We start from the raw sequence: 17,518 nt of genomic DNA, 5'->3' as shown, positions 1-17,518 counted from the left end.
CCCGCCCCGCCCCCGCGGCCCCGCCACCGCGCTCGCCGCCGAGCGCGCCCGGCAGGCCCGGATGGCCGTCGTGGGGCCGGTGACCGAGCGCTGGGCACCGGAGCAGGCCGGACCCGTGCACGAGAACTGGCAGTTGGCGCCGCCCATCGGGCCCGCGACCGACCTGTGGGCGCTGGGCGCCCTGCTGTTCCGGGCGGTGCAGGGGCACGCCCCGTACCCCGAGGAGTCGACGGCCGAGCTGGTGCAGATGGTGTGCGCCGAGCCGCCCGCCTTCGCCGAGGAGTGCGGTCCGCTGCGGCCGGTCGTGGAGTCGCTGCTGCGCCAGGACCCCACCGAGCGGCTGGACTTCGAGGAGCTGCGCGGCTGGCTGCGCTCCCTGGTGCGCTCCGCCCCCGAGCCGGAGGCCGGCGCCCATGTGGTGCCCGTGCCGCCCGCCGACGTCGGCCGGCTGCCGGTGGTGCGGCGCCGGGGCGAGCTGGTGCGCAGGCGGCGCGCCGGGCTGCCCGCGCACCACGGACGGCACAAGCGGGCCCGGCCGGAGGCCCGTTCGCCGCGCAGCCTCGGCCGTACCCTGCTCCTGCTGATACTGCTGCTCCTGGCGGGAGCCATCGCGTACGCCGTGCTGTTCATGCCGAAGGCCGACAGCAGTGGCGCCGACGACACCGACCGCACCGGCGCCACGGGCGAGGTCACCCGGGCGCCGGAGGCGAGCAGCGAGCCGCGCCCCGACGCGACCTCGCCGGGCGAGGAGACGGACGGCTCCGGGGGCAAGGCGCCCTCGAAGTCCTCCGGTTCGACCCAGTCGCAGACCACCGGCCCCGAGGTCGCCGACGGCTTCACCCTGCGCACGGACGCCGAGGGCTTCCGGGTCGCCGTGGCCAACGGCTGGGACCGCTCCGGGAAGAACGGCCGCGGCCAGGTCGTGTACGCGCACGGCGACTTCGAGCTGATCGTCGTACCGGGCCGGGACACCACCGCGAAGTACGGCGACGACCCGATGGAGTACCAGCGCGAGGACGAGCCCGAACTCCAGCCCTACCGTGACTCAAGCTGGGCCACCTCCACCGGTCTGAAGACCATCCAGGTGGGCGGGAAGGTCATGGCCGAGGGCCAGTTCACCTGGACCGACGACGCGGGGCGGGAGCGGTACGTACGCAATGTCGCCATCCTGGTCGGCGACCGGTACCACGTGGTCCAGGTGCGCGGACCGGAGGCGGAACGGGACGAGGTGACCCGGCTGTTCGAGCAGGCGTCGGCCAGTTACCAGGTGACCGGCTGATCCGCGTCCTCAACTCTGCGTGACGACAACCGTCACAGTGATGTCTCTGTGTCACCCCCGTTGTTCCCAGGGCGGGACACGGTCCCTACTCTGAGCCTGTCAAGAGCATTGCGGGGCAACGTGAATCAGATGCAGGGCCAGCCCATCGCGGGGCGCTACCGGCTGGTCGACACCATCGGCAGCGGCGGCATGGGCCGGGTATGGCGGGCACACGACGAGGTGCTGCACCGGGCCGTCGCCATCAAGGAGTTGACCGCCGCGCACTACGTCTCCGACAGCGACCGCGACCGGTTGCTCGCCCGGACCCGGGCCGAGGCGCGGGCGGCGGCGCGGATCAACCACTCCGCGGTCGTCACCGTGCACGACGTGCTCGATCACGACGCCCGGCCGTGGATCGTGATGGAGCTGGTCGAGGGTCACTCGCTGGCCGACGCGGTCAAGGAGCACGGCCGGATCGAGCCGCGCGAGGCCGCCCGGATCGGCATGTGGGTGCTGCGCGCCCTGCGCGCCGCGCACTCCGCCGGGGTGCTGCACCGTGACGTCAAGCCCGGCAACGTCCTGCTCGGCGACGACGGCCGGGTCCTGCTCACCGACTTCGGCATCGCGCAGATCGAGGGCGACACCACGATCACCCGCACCGGAGAGGTCGTCGGCTCGGTCGACTACCTCGCCCCCGAGCGGATCCGCGGCCACGACCCGGGCCCCGCCTCCGACCTGTGGGCGCTCGGCGCCACCCTCTACACGGCCGTCGAGGGCCGCTCCCCGTTCCGCCGCACCTCGCCGCTGACCACCATGCAGGCGGTCGTGGAGGAGGAGGCCGAACAGCCCGCGCACGCCGGTCCGCTGGGCCCGGTCATCGCCGCGCTGCTGCACAAGGACCCCGCGGTGCGCCCCGACGCGGCGGCGGCCGAGCAGATGCTCGCCGAGGCGGCCGAGGGACGGCGTCCGCAGGCGGCGCAGGTGTACGTGCCGACGCAGGTCTCGCACGCGCCGCCAGCGCCGGAGCGGCGTACGCATCCGCATACGGCGCCCCACACGCCGTACACCCCGGTGCAGCCGACCCCGTACACCCCGCCCGCCCCGCCCAAGCGGCGCCGGGTGCGGCTGCTGGCGCTCGTGGTGGTGCTGGCCGCGCTGGTCGGCGGGGGCACGGTGGTCGCGCTGCAGAAGTGGGACGAGGGGCGGCGTGCGGACGGCGCGTCCTCCTCGCAGAGCCCGACGCCCACCTCCACCCCGTCCGGCACCGGCACACCGGATTCGACCCCGCAGAGCAACGTCCCGGACGGCTGGGAGCGTATCGAGGACCCCCTCGGTTTCAGCCTCTCGCTGCCCGAGGGGTGGAAGCGGAGCAACCCGCAGGAATCGGGCTCCCTCCAGCAGATCGACTACTCGCCCGACGGGGGCCGGAACCTGCTGCGGATCGCCGTGGACACCAGTCCGCAGTACGACGACCCCTACCCCCACATGGTCTCGCTGGACCAGCAGTTGGGGGACCGGCTGGTCGACTACGACACGCGCGTGCTGGAGAGCACCACCTACCGCGACCGGCAGGCGGCGCGGCTGGAGTACACCTGGACGCAGCTGGCCAAGGACTCCAGCTTCCCGGGTCCGTTCCAGGCGGTCGACCAGCTCTACATCGCCCGCGACGGAGCGGAGTACGCCTTCTACATGGCGGCCCCGGTCGATGAGTTCCCCGAAGCAAAGAAGCGGTTCGAGGCCGTGCTGCGGAGCTGGCGCGAGCCGGTGTCCTGAACTCTGCGCATCTGTAACAGAGTTGGCCGATCAGCGGCGGGGAAGCAGGGCGTCCGGCGGGCATCATGGGGCGTATGGCGACCCATGGGGATCAGGGGGACGGCAACTTCCGGGTCATCGCGGGGCGTTACCGGCTGGAGGACCGGATCGGGCGCGGCGGGATGGGTGTGGTGTGGCGTGCCACCGACCAGTTGCTCGGGCGACGGGTGGCCGTCAAGGAGTTCCCCTTCGACGAGAGCGACTCGGGCGCGCTCGGCCCGGTGGACCTCCGGCAGCGCCGGGAGCGGACCCTGCGCGAGGCAAGGGCGGTCGCACGGCTGCGGCATCCGCACATCATCGTGGTGCACGACATCGTGGAGCACGCCGAACGGCCGTACATCGTCATGGAGTTGATCGAGGGCGGCTCGCTCGCCGACCGGATCTCCGCCTACGGCCCGGTGGACGCCGCCGAGGCCGCGCGGATCGGCGCGGATCTGCTGAGCGCGCTGCACACCGCGCACGCGGCCGGGGTGCTGCACCGGGACATCAAGCCCGCGAACGTGCTCATCGACTCCGGGACCGGCCGGGTCGTGCTCACCGACTTCGGCATCGCCCAGGTCGCGGGCGCCAGCACTCTCACCGAGGCAGGCACCTTCGTGGGCTCGCCCGAGTACACCGCGCCCGAGCGGATGTCCGGCGCCGGTACCGGTCCCGCCTCCGACCTGTGGTCGCTGGGGGCGCTGCTGTGCACGGCGGTCAGCGGCCAGTCGCCGTTCCGGCGGGACTCGATGGGCGGCATCCTGCACGCGGTCCTCTTCGACGAGATACGGCCGCCCCCGCAGACGGGACCGCTGCTGCCGGTCGTGCGCGGGCTGTTGGAGCGCGACCCGATGCGGCGGCTGGACGCGGTGCGGGCCGAGTGGATGCTGCGGGAACTGCTGGCCACGGGGCGTTCGCCGGAGTCGGCGCCGGTCACCTCGGTGTGGCGGTCGCCGCGTGGGCTGCTGGTGGGCGGCGTGCTGGTGGCCGCGGTGGCCGTGGCCGGGGTGTCGGGGGTGGCGCTGCTGATGCGCGAGGGAGGGGGCGGAAACGTTCCGGCGCCGACGAGTCCGGTGTCGAGCAGCCCGGCGCCCGGGACGTCGGTGAGTACGTCGGTCCCGCCCTCGCACTCGCCGCACTCGCCCTCGGCGTCGCTGTCCTCACGCACGCACATAAATGGGAGATAAGGCGCGCCTCGGGTCACGGGTCTGCTACCGGACAGTGTTCGAAGTGGAACGTGGGGCCCGTGCCGCGATATGGATGAACCCATGAGCAGCAACGGGGGAGCCCCCTACGGGGCCGACGAGCCAACCAGTTTCGGCCTGCAGCCGCCGAGGCCGTCCGCGGGCGTGCCGCATCCGGACAGTGTGCCGCACCCGGGCAACCCCTATGCGGCGCCCACCCAGGTGGTGCCGCCTCAGCCGCCCGCCGCCCAGGATCCCGGCGCCGGGCGCCTGATCGCGGGCCGGTACCGGCTGCTGAGCAAGCTCGGGCACGGCGGCATGGGCACGGTGTGGCGGGCCAAGGACGAGACGGTGGACCGCGAGGTCGCCGTCAAGGAGCCGCGGATCCCGGACCACCTGCCGGAGCGGGAACGCGCCAACGCCTTCGAGCGGATGCGCCGTGAGGCCCGTGCCGCGGCCCGCCTCGACCACCCGGCCGTGGTGAACGTGCACGATGTCGCGGTCGTCGACGGTCAGCCGTGGATCGTCATGGAGCTGGTGCAGGGACGTTCACTCGGCAGCGTTCTGCAGGAGGGCACCCTCGGCGCGCGCGAGGCGGCCCGGATCGGCCTCGAAGTGCTCGGCGCGCTGGAGGCCGCGCACGCGGCGGGCATCCTGCACCGGGACGTGAAGCCGGACAACGTGCTGCTCGGACGGCACGACCGGGTCGTGCTCACCGACTTCGGCATCGCCCAGATCGAGGGCGAGACCAACCTCACCGACACCGGCGGCTTCGTGGGCTCGCCCGAGTACATCGCGCCCGAGCGGGTGCTGGGGCAGCGGCCCGGCCCGGCCTCGGACCTGTGGTCGCTCGGCGTGGTGCTGTACGCGGCGACGGAGGGCGTCTCGCCGTTCCGCCGCAGCAACACCCCGGCCACGCTGCAGTCCGTCCTCAACGCGACCCCGGCCGCCCCCGCCTCCGCGCAGGGCCCCCTCGCCGAGGTCATCACCGGCCTCCTCCAGAAGGACCCGTCCCACCGCCCGAACGCGACCCAGACGCGCGCGCTGCTGGAGGCGGCGGCGAATCCCCCGGCGCCCGCACCCACGCAGGTCGTGCGGCTCGGCAGCGCCGACGGCGGCGACCAGGGCTGGGGGATCCGTCTCGGGGTCAAGGCGCTGACCGTGATCGGCGCCGGCGTCGTCGCGGCGGCCGTGGCGGCGTACCTCGTCCTCGCCGACCCCTTCGCCGGGTCCACGCCCGACGGCTGGAAGGCACAGGACCTCGGCACGAAGGTCGGCAGCACCCTCAGCATGCCGCCGGGCTTCAAGAAGCTCCCCGACGAGAGCGATTCGGACGGGACCATCGTGCGGTACGCCGACCCCAGCGGGGCCGTGCGGATCACCGTCGACCGGGACATCAAGAAGGACGACAAGGACGGCGAGATCCCGGGCAGCGCGAGCGAGAAGGCGTTCGCCGACTGGGAGTCGCTCAAGGACGGCGAGTACACCTGGGACATGGCGAGCGACCCGGCCCCCTCCGGGAAGCCGAAGGAGACCCGCTGGAAGGAGCGGGAGGCCGCCGAGAACATCATCAAGTACACGACGACGAGCAGCACGGCCCCGCTCAAGCGTGAGGCACGGGTGCTGTACTACCGCGCGGACAACGGCGACATGCACCGGCTGTGGATCGACTACCCGGGCGAGGGCTACTTCACCGAGGACAGCCGCGACATCGCGCAGACGGCGATCGACAACTGGAAGATCCACAACCCCTGATCCACGCCGCCGGACCCGCTGCCGGACCCGCCGTTCGGCCCCGCGTCGACAAGCGCCCGCCGCGCGCGATAGGCATGGGGCATGAGTGACGGCGGCGAACACCAGCGCGGCGGACGCCTGGTCGGCGGGCGCTACCGGCTGATCGAGCGGATCGGCTCCGGGGGTATGGGTACCGTCTGGCGGGCCCACGACGGGCTCGTCGACCGGGATGTCGCCGTGAAGGAGCCCCGGCTGCCCGGGGAACCGGAGGACGAGGCCTATCAGCGGGCCGCGCACCGGCTCTCCCGGGAGGCACGGGCCGCCGCCCGGGTGGACCACCCCTGCGCCGTCTCCATCCACGACGTGGTCGTGGAGGAGGACGGGCTGCCCTGGATCGTCATGGAGCTGGTGCGCGGCGAGTCGCTGCACGAGGTGCTCAAGCGGGGCCCGATGGACCCCGCCGAAGCCGCCCGCACCGGCCTCGCCGTGCTCGGCGCCCTGCGCGCCGCGCACTCCGTGGGCATCGTGCACCGGGACGTGAAGCCCGCCAACGTCCTGCTCGGACCGCACGGCCGGGTCGTGCTCACCGACTTCGGCATCGCCCACATCCAGGGCGAGGAATCCCTCACCGCCACCGGCGAGTTCGTCGGCTCGCTGGAGTTCGTCGCCCCCGAGCGGATGTCCGGCCGTACCGCGGGCCCCGCCTCCGACCTGTGGTCCCTCGGCGTGCTGCTGTACGCCGCCGTGGAGGGCTGGTCCCCGTTCCGCCGTACGACGGTGGAGTCCACGCTCGCCGCGATCCTCTCCGCGGACCCGCCCGAGCCCGAGCGCGCCGGCCCCCTCGCCCCGCTCCTGGTCCGCCTGCTCGCCAAGGACCCAGCCGACCGCCCCGACGCCGCCGAGACCGCGGCGGCGCTTCAGGCCGCGGCCCCCGAGAAGCCGTACGAGCCCGAGTCACCGGACGCCCCCGAGCCGCAGGACGCCTCCCAGTTGCCGGAGTTCGGCGAGGACATCCGCACGATGCGGCTGGCCCCGGACCCCGAGACCGCCGCCGGGCCGATATCCGTACCCGACCCACCGTCACCCCCGTCCCCGCGCCGCCCCCTGCACCGCCGCCCCCTCCCGCTGGCCCTCCTCGGCGCCCTCCTGGTCGGCGCCTGCTGGCTCGCGGTCTCCTTCCTCACCGGGCCCGACAGCGGGGCGGCCACCCGGCCCGAGGCGGCGGAACAAGGACGCAGTGCCAAGCCCACCCCCACCCCCACCCCCACTCCCGCTCTCTCCGACGGCTGGGTCTCCCTCACCGAGAAGCCCATGGGCGCCACCCTCGTCCTCCCCGCCGAGTACCAGGAGTTCGCCCGCTCGGGCAGCGCCGAGGTACAGCCCCGCACGGTCGAGTACGCCGACCCGGACGGGCCCGTCCAGCTCCGCCTCACCCGGTGGGACCGGGCACCCGGCACCCCCGTGAGCCAGGCGAAGCAGCACGCGGAGACCTGGAAGTTCTTCGGGAACGCGAGAACGCGGTACACCGAGACCACCCTCCACGGCTGGGAGGCCGTCCAGGCCGACAGCACCTACGGCGACCCGGACCTGCGCAAGCGGGTCATGGAGCTGTTCGTGCGCACCGACGACAACCGCCTGTACGAGCTGCTTGTGGAGATGCCCGAGGGCGGCGCGGAGGAGAAGCTGGGCACGGAGGTTTTCAACACCGCCCGGGACCGGCTCACCATTGCCACAACGCCCTGATCAGCGTGTTTGTTGCCAGTGGTCGCTGGCAGCATGTGAGCACTCGGTGAATCCCCGTTACCGACGGGTACACAAAGCTTCCCCCGCGGCATACCCTGCGCGTCATGACGGACTCGCAGGCCCCGGTACAGACCGGCACGAATCCCCTCGCTCCCGCCCCCGAGGGCGCCCGCACGGCCGCCGACGTGGTCACCCCCGAGCTGGTCGCCCAGCTGACCCGGGGCGTGGCCGGATCGGGCCGGACCGCCAACCACACGCCGTTCACCGGCGAGAAGCTGGCGGACCTGCCGGAGTCCACGCCCGAGGACGTGGAGAAGGCCTACGCCGCCGCCCGCGCCGCCCAGGCCGTCTGGGCGCAGACCCCGGTACGCGAGCGCGCCGCCGTCCTGCTGCGCTTCCACGACCTGGTGCTGGCCCGCCAGGCCGAGGTGCTGGACCTCATCCAGCTGGAGACCGGCAAGGCCCGCCTGCACGCGCACGAGGAGGTGCAGGCCGTCGCGGTCGCCGCCCGGCACTACGGCCGCCGCGCCGCCGCCTACCTCAAGCCCAAGCGGCACGCCGGGGCCATGCCCACCCTCACCAAGGTGACCGAACTGCGCCACCCCCGCGGAGTCGTCGGCCAGATCGCGCCCTGGAACTACCCGCTGGAGCTCTCCGTCGGCGACGCCCTGCCCGCCTTCGTCGCGGGCAACGCCGTGGTGATGAAGCCGGACACCGAGACCTGCCTGACCGCCCTGTGGGCCCGTGACCTGCTGATAGAGGCCGGACTGCCCGCCGACGTCTTCCAGGTCGTGCTCGGCGAGGGCCCCGTCATCGGCCCCGAGGTCGTCCGCCACGCCGACTACGTCTCCTTCACCGGCTCCACCCGCACCGGCCGCGAGGTCGCCCGGAGCGCCGCCGCCCGGCTGGTCGGCGTCTCCCTCGAACTCGGCGGCAAGAACGCCATGCTGGTCCTCGCCGACGCCGACATCGAGAAGGCCGCCGCCGGAGCCGTCCGCGCCTGCTTCTCCTCCGCGGGCCAGCTGTGCATCTCCATCGAGCGGCTCTACGTCCACGAGTCCATCGCCGACGCCTTCGTCGAGCGCTTCGCCGCCCGTACCAAGGCCATGCGCCTCGGCCGCTCCCTCGCCTACGGCGCCGACATGGGCTCCCTGGTCGGCGAGCGCCAGTTGGAGACCGTCAAGCGGCATGTCGAGGAGGCCGTCGCCAAGGGCGCCAAGCTCGTCGCCGGCGGCGTCGCCCGCCCCGACATCGGCCCGTACTTCTTCGAACCGACCATCCTGGACGGCGTCGAGGCCCCCATGGCGGTCTGCACCGAGGAGACCTTCGGCCCGGTCGTCTCCCTCTACCGCTTCAGCAGCGAGGACGAGGCGATCGAGCACGCCAACGCCACGCCCTACGGCCTCAACTCCTCGGTCTGGACGAAGGACGGCCGCCGCGGCCGCGCCGTCGCCGCCCGGCTGCGCACCGGCACCGTCAACGTCAACGAGGGCTACGCGCCCGCCTACGGCAGCGTCCAGTCCCCGATGGGCGGCATGAAGGACTCCGGCCTCGGCCGCCGCCACGGCTCCGAGGGCATCCTCAAGTACACCGAGGCCCAGACCGTCGCCCACCAGCGTCTGCTGCCGATGGCGCCCTCGCTCGGCATGGACGACGAGAAGTACGCCCAGTTCATGAGCCGCAGCCTGCGGCTGATGAAGGCCTTCCGGTTCCGCTAGGCCGTCGCTTTGAACGACGCCCGCCGCACGGCTTGCGCAAAGGAGACAACGCACGTGCCTGAGGACGCTTACGACTACGACGTCATCGTCGTCGGCTCCGGCTTCGGCGGCTCGGTGACCGCCCTGCGCCTGACGGAGAAGGGCTACACCGTGGGCGTCCTGGAGGCGGGCCGCCGCTTCACCCGCGACACCCTGCCGAAGAACTCCTGGGACCTGAAGAACTACCTCTGGGCGCCGAAGCTCGGCCTGTTCGGCATCCAGCGCATCCATCTGCTGGGCAACGTCATGGTGCTGGCCGGTGCGGGCGTGGGCGGCGGGTCCCTCAACTACGCCAACACCCTCTACGTACCGCCGAAGCCGTTCTTCGAGGACCCGCAGTGGCGGGACATCACCGACTGGCAGGAGGAGTTGAAGCCGTACTACGACCAGGCCCAGCGGATGCTCGGCGTACGGCTCAACCCGACCATGACCCCCTCCGACGTCCATCTCAAGGACGCCGCCCAGAAGATGGGCGTCGGGGACACCTTCCACATGGCGCCGGTCGGGGTCTTCTTCGGCGACGGCGAGGACGCCGACGGCTCCCGGCGCGCGGCACCCGGCGAGCAGGTCGAGGACCCGTACTTCGGCGGCGCCGGACCCGCCCGCCGGGCCTGCACCGAGTGCGGCGAGTGCATGACGGGCTGTCGTCACGGCGCGAAGAACACCCTCAACGAGAACTACCTCTACCTCGCCGAGCAGGCGGGCGCGGTCGTGCACCCCATGACCACGGTGGTGGCGGTCACGGAGGACTCGCAGGGCGGTTACGCCGTCACCACCCTGCCCACGGACCGGAAGAAGAAGGGCAAGGGCCGCGTCTTCAAGGCCCGCCGGGTCGTCCTCGCCGCGGGCACCTACGGCACCCAGACCCTGCTGCACCGTATGAAGGCCACCCGCAACCTGCCCCACCTCTCGCCCAAGCTGGGCGAGCTGACCCGCACCAACTCCGAGGCACTGGTGGGCGCCCAGACCGACAACCGCCGCTACCGCAAGGCGACCGGCGAGAAGAAGGTCGACTTCACCCGCGGCGTCGCCATCACCTCCTCCGTCCACCCGGACGCCAACACCCATATCGAGCCCGTCCGTTACGGCAAGGGCTCCAACTCCATGGGCAGCCTGACCATCCTCCAGGTGCCCTACACCGACGGCGGCCCGCGCCTCGGGGCCTGGCTCTCCAACGCCGTCCGGCATCCGCTGCTGGTGCTGCGCTCGCTCTCCAACCGCCGCTGGTCGGAGCGGACCATCATCGGCCTGGTGATGCAGTCGCTGGACAACTCCCTGACGACACACCTGAAGCAGGGCGGCATCGGCAAGGGCATGCTCACCGCGCGCCAGGGCCACGGCGCCCCCAACCCGACCCAGATCAAGGCCGCCACCGAGGGCGCGAGTGCCCTGGCCGCGTCGATCAACGGCTTCGCCGGCTCCAACATCGGCGAACTGATGGGCACCCCGCTCACCGCGCACTTCCTCGGCGGCTGCCCGATCGGGGACTCTCCTCAGACCGGTGTGATCGACCCGTACCACCGGCTCTACGGCCACCCGGGCATCTCGGTGGTCGACGGCGCCGCGGTCTCGGCGAACCTGGGCGTGAACCCGTCGCTGACCATCACGGCGCAGGCCGAGCGGGCGATGTCGTACTGGCCCAACAAGGGCGAGGAGGACCCGCGCCCCGCGCAGAACCAGCCGTACGAGCGGCTCCAGCCGGTGGAGCCGAAGTCGCCGGCGGTTCCGGCGGAGGCGTTCGGCGCGCTGCGACTGCCGTTCCTGGGAATGCCGACGGTGCCGCCGAAGAAGTAGGCCCGCTCTGTCGGACCAAGGGTCCGCGCCCTGACGGACGAAAAGAGAAGGACCTGCGCCCCCCTCCGAGCGCAGGTCCTTCTCTTGTCCGGTGCCCCTGTCCGGGGTGCCCCGCGGGCCTACGCCGCGGCGCCCGCCTTGCGGCGCTTCATCGCGAACACCACACCGGTGCCCGCGAGGATCGCGATACCGCCGACGGTGGCGACGACCGGCAGGCCCGAGTCCGCACCGGTCTCGGCGAGTTCACCGTCGACGTCGACCTCGTCGACGTCGGTGATCTCGTCCTTGCCGCCGGTCTGCGGCTTGGAGTCGTTCGGCTTGCCCGGGTCCGAACCGGCGGGCAGCACCTCGAAGAAGTAGATGCCGAAGTTCTCGTCCTCGGAGGTCCAGCAGCCGTCCTCGGTGGAGTACTCGGCCAGGCCGATGGCGATGCCGACCGCGCTCGGCACCTCACGGTCGACCTTCACCCGCAGGTCGTAGGAGATCGCCTGGCCGCCCTTGAGGGTGAAGGCGTTGAGCACACCGCCCTCACCGAACCCGGTGGCGATGTCCACCCAGGAGCCGCCGCTGCGGACCTGCACGGTGACCAGGTCGCTGTAGTCCTCCTCCAACTCCCAGTCCAGCGCGCCGACGCCGACGACGGGCACGATGTTCTCGATCGCCTCGTCACCGGAGTTGCTGACGTTGAACGTGAAGTCCGTCCAGCCGCTGCCCGCGACGATGCTCTCGGGCAGACCGGTGAGGGAGGTGTGCAGCACGTCGCTGATGTCCCAGATCGGCGCGCCGTCCTCGTCGACCGGGCACTCCTCGACGGCCTCCTCGTCGTCGCCCTCCTCCTCGTCCTCGGCCGGGGTGCTCTCGCTCGGCGCGGGGGAGGACTCGGTGGCGGCGGGGCTGGAACCGGCGGGTGCCGGGGAGGTCTCCTCGGTGGACGGAGCCGTGGTGGTCGGCGCCGCCTCGGTCTCCTCGGGGGCCGGAGAGCTCTCGGTCGTCTCCGGCGAGGTCTCCTCGTTCGCGGGCGTGCTCTCCTCGGTGGCCGGAGTGCTCTCCGTCGAGACCGGGCTCGGCGTGGTGTCGCCCGTGGCGAACGCGGCCGGGGCGGACATCAGCGCGACCGGAGCGAGGGCCGCTGTCGCGGCGGCGACGGCCAGTGCACGGCGAAGCTTCATGGGGACCTCGGAAAGTCGAAGGTGTGACCTCCGCGTTGGGGGGCGCGGGTGTGGCCCTTGATACGCAGGGTTTGATCCACGACCTGGGGGGATGGTTGCGTCCGTGCTCACAGAATTTTTATGTGAGCCGTCTCACCTGCGGCGGAGCACCGGTGCGTCAGTGGCCGGGCATGGCGAAGGGCCCCGCGGTACGCAGCCGCGGGGCCCTTCTTTCGTCAGCACCGACGTCAGGGCAGCGCCGGTGCCTGGGAGCGGCGCCGGGGGGTTGCGCCGCGTGTGGTCGGAGAGGTCCTGACCCCCGGGACTCGGGGCCTTCCTCGCATCGTGCTGGAACGCCGGGGCCTTCGCAAGCTTTCGGTCCAGCCTTGGAGTTGTCCTGTCGGGAGCGGCCTGATCGCTTCCCGCCGGCCGGCCCCGGGCGTCCCCGGAGCCGACTCTTGGGTGACCGGGCTGCTGTCCCCTGCCGTCCGGTCACAGGACTGGAACGAGGTCCCACGACGCACGCACGTACGTCTCATCGCTCCAGTGAGCCACGCGTGGTTCTTTCGGGCCCGCCCCTGGCTGACGCGGACAACAGCACCAACGACGCGTCCGCCGTCACGGTCACGCGCCGTACGGGTGAGGGCGGCCTCGAACTCAGATGCGACCGCGGCACAGTTCGAGCAGCGTCATGGCGAGCGTGGTGCCGGGCTTGCCCAGCGCCTGCCGGTAGTGGTCGAGGACCTCCATCTCGCGGGAGAGGTTCACCCGACGGCCGCCGGAGGAGATCCGGGCCTCCTGGATCACGGCGGAGACGGCCATCCGTTCCTGGATCAGGCCGATGATCCGGTCGTCGAGTGAGTCGATGCGCTCACGGGCACCGGTGATCACACCGGCGGCCTCGTCGGTACGGGCGCCGGTCTTCTCGGCGGCCGTCTTCTCGGCCTTCCCGGTCTTCTCGGCGTTCTCGGTCTTTTCCGTGGCGGTCGTCTCGGTGGCGGTCGCGGTCATCGGGGGCTCCTCGTGGTGGCGGGGGCCCCGGATCGGCACGGCCCGGAAACGCCAGACGCCCCGGGCCTTGTCGGCCCGGGGCGCCTGGGAAGTCGCTTGTCAGTTGCTCAAGCAGCACGACCATGGCAGCCGGCGGGCCGGATGCCATAGGTAAAGAGGAAGGTCGTCTGCGTGAGCATGCGGTCAGTATGCCGCCCCCCGCCGCGGGCGCCCAACCGGGTTCGCATCCTGAGACGCGAGGGGCCGTTCGCCACCCCGTTAGAATCGATGCCACAGCCCTTGTCAAGCCGCCGGAAGGCAACCCGTGTCACCAGCGACCCACGCCGCCCCCGACACCGTCCTGGTCGTCGACTTCGGCGCGCAGTACGCCCAGCTCATCGCCCGTCGCGTCCGCGAGGCACGGGTCTACAGCGAGATCGTGCCGAGCACCATGCCGGTCGAGGAGATGCTCGCCAAGAACCCGGCGGCGATCATCCTCTCCGGCGGCCCCTCGTCCGTGTACGAGGAGGGCGCCCCGCGGATCGACCGCGCGCTCTTCGAGGCCGGCGTCCCCGTCTTCGGCATGTGCTACGGCTTCCAGCTCATGGCGCAGAGCCTCGGCGGCACCGTCGACAACACCGGCGCCCGCGAGTACGGCCGTACCGACCTGCACGTCTCCAAGTCGTCCTCCACCCTCTTCGAGGGCACCCCGGACGAGCAGCACGTGTGGATGTCGCACGGCGACGCCTGCTCCGCCGCCCCCGAGGGCTTCACCGTCACCGCGTCCACGGACGTCGTCCCGGTCGCCGCCTTCGAGAACGACGAGAAGAAGCTCTACGGCGTCCAGTACCACCCCGAGGTCATGCACTCCACGCACGGCCAGCAGGTGCTGGAGCACTTCCTGTACCGCGGCGCCGGGCTCACCCCGTCGTGGACCACGGGCAACGTCATCGACGAGCAGGTCGCGGCCATCCGCGAGCAGGTCGGCGACAAGCGCGCCATCTGCGGTCTGTCCGGCGGCGTCGACTCCGCGGTGGCCGCCGCGCTGGTCCAGAAGGCCATCGGCTCCCAGCTCACCTGCGTCTACGTCGACCACGGTCTGATGCGCAAGGGTGAGACCGAGCAGGTCGAGAAGGACTTCGTGGCCGCGACCGGCGTGCAGCTGAAGGTCGTGGACGCCGAGGAGCGCTTCCTCACCGCCCTGAAGGGGGTCTCCGACCCCGAGGAGAAGCGGAAGATCATCGGCCGCGAGTTCATCCGGGTCTTCGAGCAGGCGCAGGCCGAGATCATCGCCGACGAAGGTCCGGCGGTGGAGTTCCTGGTGCAGGGCACGCTCTACCCGGACGTCGTGGAGTCCGGCGGCGGCACCGGCACCGCCAACATCAAGTCCCACCACAATGTGGGCGGCCTTCCCGAGGACCTTGAGTTCAAGCTCATCGAGCCGCTGCGCAAGCTGTTCAAGGACGAGGTCCGGATGGTCGGCCAGGAACTGGGCCTGCCCGAGGAGATCGTCCAGCGCCAGCCCTTCCCGGGCCCCGGCCTCGGCATCCGGATCGTCGGCGAGGTCACCAAGGAGCGCCTTGACCTGCTGCGCGAGGCCGACGCCATCGCCCGCGAGGAGCTGACCGCGGCCGGCCTGGACCGCGACATCTGGCAGTGCCCGGTGGTCCTGCTCGCCGACGTCCGCTCGGTCGGCGTCCAGGGCGACGGCCGCACCTACGGCCACCCGATCGTGCTGCGCCCGGTCTCCTCCGAGGACGCCATGACGGCCGACTGGTCGCGTCTGCCGTACGACGTCCTCGCGAAGATCTCCACCCGGATCACCAACGAGGTGCGGGACGTCAACCGCGTCGTCCTGGACGTCACCTCGAAGCCGCCGGGGACCATCGAGTGGGAGTAAGGGCCCATTACGGCCCTCACGTGCGCTTGATGACGCGCACGGGCCCGCCGGGCTTCCAGATCTGCAGGACGAGGTACTTCTCGTCCTCGACGTAGGTCCGCACGACCTCGGTCAGCTCGGCACGGAAGAGGTGGAACGGCTCCGGCTGTTCCACCTCTTCCCTTTTCGGGGGTTCTTCCTTCTCGGGGTCCTGCCCGTACGAGGCCTTCACCTCCGGGTCCTCGACCTCGATCGCCCGGCCGCTGATCCGTACGTCGCCGCCGCCCATGCCGGTGCCTTCCCCCGGGTTCGCCATGAGCGAGAAACGGGGGTCGCGGCGCAGGTCGAGCGCCTTCATCGAGTCGGCCATCATCCCGAGCCACAGCTCACCGTTCTTGAAGGTGGCCTCCAGACCGGTGGTGCGCGGCGAGCCGTCCTTGCGGAGCGTGGCGAGGACATGGTGGGTGTAGGCGCCGAAGCGCGCCTCCACGGTGCGCGCGAACTCCGGTTCCGCCGCGGCGAAAGCCGCCCAGTTCACTGTCATACGGCCAGTCTGGCGCCGATACCCGACATCTTCTGTCCGGATTGGGCCGGTGGCGCGGGCACGGGGCCGGGGCGCGCTCAGACGTCGTCCGGGGCCGGCCGTAGGAACCGGTCCCGGCCCTGCTGGTCCCGTACCGGCGTGCAGCCCGCCGCCGTCAGCTTCGTGGCCAGCCTGGCGCGCCGGACCGAGCCGACCCGCAGCGAGACCAGTACGAAGCCCGGTATCAGCACGGTCGGCGGCATCAGCACGAGGTACTCCCCGGTCGCCAGGCACAGCAACAGCAACACCGCCGCGCTCACGACCGCGAACGCCTGCGTCAGCTTCCGATTGAGGCCGCCGTAGGCGTCGTACCTGATCAGCGCCTTCAGCACCGCTACCTCCGGCTCGGCGTCGGGCAGCGGGGTGAGCGTGCCCCGTCGCATCCCGGGCACCGGGCCGCCCGCTCCTGCCTGCGGGAACGCCGCCGCGTTGGCCGTCGCTCGCTGCCGCACCCGGTCAGCGCGATCCCGCACCAGGTACACGCACATTTCGTTGCCCACGACCCGGGTGTCGGCGTACCGGAAGCCGTACGCCTCCGCGATGTACGCCAGCGCCGCCACCGTCCGGATCCTCGCGAAGGGATGGCTCAGCGCGACGATCTCCTGAGACGAGACCTGCCGCATGACCGCGGTGATGCGCTGCTCGGCGAGACTCACGGAAGCTCCTGAGGTCCGGTTGGCTGGAAAACGGCGCCGAAGTTCCCATTCCGGACATCAGACCCGTGAACCATCGGGAAGGTGGTGCGCCCTGTTTCTGTTGCGTACGTCATCATTGCGCAATGACCTGTTGCCGCCGCGCCCACCGGCGGTAGCTTCCGCCCGTACGATCACCGAGTGCCGGAGGACTCGATGCACGGGACGACCGGGCCCACCCCGCCCCCCGCCCTCCCGACGGACCGGTTGCGGTTCGCCATGCCTCCCAGGCACGACTCCGTCGAGGACGAACGCCGGCACCGCAAGGAGCGGCTCGCGGGCGCCCTGCGCGTCTTCGCCCGCCTCGGCTTCGAGGACGGCGTCTCGGGACACATCACCGCGCGCGACCCCGAGTACAGCGACTGCTTCTGGGTGAACCCCTTCGGCATGCCCTTCCGGCACGTCACCGTCAGCGACCTGGTGCTGGCCAACTCCGAGGGGCAGGTCGTCGAGGGCCGGTACCACGTCAACCAGGCCGCCTTCACCGTCCACGCCCAGGTCCACGCCGCCCGCCCCGACGTCGTCGCCGTCGCCCACTGCCACTCCGTGCACGGCCGTGCCCTCGCCGCCCTCGGCGAACTGCTCGACCCGATCACCCAGGAGAGCTGCGCCTTCTACGAGGATCTCGCCCTCTACAACGCCTACAGCGGGGTCGCCGTCGACGCCGAGGAGGGCCGCCGGATCGCCGCCGCCCTCGGCTCCTGCAAGGCGCTGGTACTGCGCAACCACGGGCTGCTGACGGTGGGGGACTCGGTGGACGCGGCGGCCTGGTGGTTCATGTCCCTGGAACGCTCCTGCCAGGTCCAGCTCGCCGCGAAGGCCGCGGGCCGCCCCGTCCTCATCGACCACAAGGCCGCGGTCGCCACCCGCGAGCAGCTCGGCGGGGACCTGGTGGCGTGGATCAACTACCAGCCGATGTGGCAGGACATCAGCCGCAGCGAGCCGGACCTGCTCAGCTAGGGCCG

Annotated in this window: 12 protein-coding genes and 1 pseudogene; 9 read left to right on the top strand and 4 right to left on the bottom strand. The window is 71.8% G+C overall.

All coding sequences use genetic code 11. From position 1 onward, the window contains the following. The 7 genes and pseudogenes from GA0115233_RS31580 to GA0115233_RS31550 all read left to right on the top strand — a co-directional run. Window positions 1-1,279, top strand: a pseudogene (locus tag GA0115233_RS31580) (serine/threonine protein kinase); the annotation flags it as partial. 129 nt (window positions 1,280-1,408) lie between these two features. Further along, a complete protein-coding gene (locus GA0115233_RS31575) occupies window positions 1,409-3,031 on the top strand; it encodes a serine/threonine-protein kinase (protein WP_093723740.1) in 1,623 nt (540 codons plus the stop codon). Window positions 3,032-3,105: 74 nt separating this feature from the next. Beyond that, entirely contained in the window at window positions 3,106-4,236 is a 1,131-nt protein-coding gene (locus tag GA0115233_RS31570; RefSeq protein ID WP_093723739.1) for a serine/threonine-protein kinase, read from the top strand. Window positions 4,237-4,317: 81 nt separating this feature from the next. Further along, the gene (locus GA0115233_RS31565; protein ID WP_093723738.1) at window positions 4,318-5,988 is read left to right on the top strand and encodes a serine/threonine-protein kinase; all 1,671 of its coding nucleotides are present in this window, start codon (window positions 4,318-4,320) and stop codon (window positions 5,986-5,988) included. 81 nt (window positions 5,989-6,069) lie between these two features. Then, window positions 6,070-7,710, top strand: coding sequence for a protein kinase domain-containing protein (locus GA0115233_RS31560; RefSeq protein ID WP_093723737.1), 1,641 nt, complete (start codon window positions 6,070-6,072; stop codon window positions 7,708-7,710). A 104-nt stretch (window positions 7,711-7,814) separates the two neighbouring features. After that, window positions 7,815-9,428 carry a succinic semialdehyde dehydrogenase gene (locus GA0115233_RS31555; protein WP_093723736.1) on the top strand — a complete coding sequence of 538 codons (1,614 nt, stop codon included), beginning with the start codon at window positions 7,815-7,817 and terminating at the stop codon, window positions 9,426-9,428. A 54-nt stretch (window positions 9,429-9,482) separates the two neighbouring features. After that, window positions 9,483-11,261: a GMC family oxidoreductase N-terminal domain-containing protein gene (locus GA0115233_RS31550; RefSeq protein ID WP_093723735.1), complete on the top strand. Its 1,779-nt coding sequence runs from the start codon at window positions 9,483-9,485 to the stop codon at window positions 11,259-11,261. 119 nt (window positions 11,262-11,380) lie between these two features. On the opposite strand, the gene GA0115233_RS31545 is transcribed toward GA0115233_RS31550, so the two are convergent. Beyond that, a complete protein-coding gene (locus GA0115233_RS31545; protein WP_093723734.1) occupies window positions 11,381-12,430 on the bottom strand; it encodes an LPXTG cell wall anchor domain-containing protein in 1,050 nt (349 codons plus the stop codon). A gap of 636 nt (window positions 12,431-13,066) precedes the next feature. After that, complete coding sequence (locus tag GA0115233_RS31540) at window positions 13,067-13,420, bottom strand: chorismate mutase (RefSeq protein ID WP_093723733.1); 354 nt, start codon at window positions 13,418-13,420, stop codon at window positions 13,067-13,069. Window positions 13,421-13,724: 304 nt separating this feature from the next. Between GA0115233_RS31540 and guaA the strand changes: the two genes are divergently transcribed. Then, window positions 13,725-15,299 carry a glutamine-hydrolyzing GMP synthase gene (gene guaA, locus GA0115233_RS31535; RefSeq protein ID WP_093723732.1) on the top strand — a complete coding sequence of 525 codons (1,575 nt, stop codon included), beginning with the start codon at window positions 13,725-13,727 and terminating at the stop codon, window positions 15,297-15,299. 16 nt (window positions 15,300-15,315) lie between these two features. On the opposite strand, the gene GA0115233_RS31530 is transcribed toward guaA, so the two are convergent. Beyond that, entirely contained in the window at window positions 15,316-15,822 is a 507-nt protein-coding gene (locus tag GA0115233_RS31530; RefSeq protein ID WP_093723731.1) for a pyridoxamine 5'-phosphate oxidase family protein, read from the bottom strand. 77 nt (window positions 15,823-15,899) lie between these two features. Then, window positions 15,900-16,517 carry a hypothetical protein gene (locus GA0115233_RS31525; RefSeq protein WP_093723730.1) on the bottom strand — a complete coding sequence of 206 codons (618 nt, stop codon included), beginning with the start codon at window positions 16,515-16,517 and terminating at the stop codon, window positions 15,900-15,902. Between the two features lie 192 nt (window positions 16,518-16,709). On the opposite strand from GA0115233_RS31525, the gene GA0115233_RS31520 reads away from it, so the two are divergent. After that, window positions 16,710-17,513, top strand: a complete 804-nt coding sequence (locus GA0115233_RS31520) for a class II aldolase/adducin family protein (RefSeq protein WP_093723729.1) — start codon at window positions 16,710-16,712, stop codon at window positions 17,511-17,513. The last annotated feature ends 5 nt before the right edge of the window (window positions 17,514-17,518 follow it).

The organism is Streptomyces sp. DI166 (genome assembly GCF_900091315.1).
Classification (GTDB): domain Bacteria; phylum Actinomycetota; class Actinomycetes; order Streptomycetales; family Streptomycetaceae; genus Streptomyces; species Streptomyces fuscus.
This window is presented reverse-complemented; position numbering and strand designations above follow the sequence as displayed.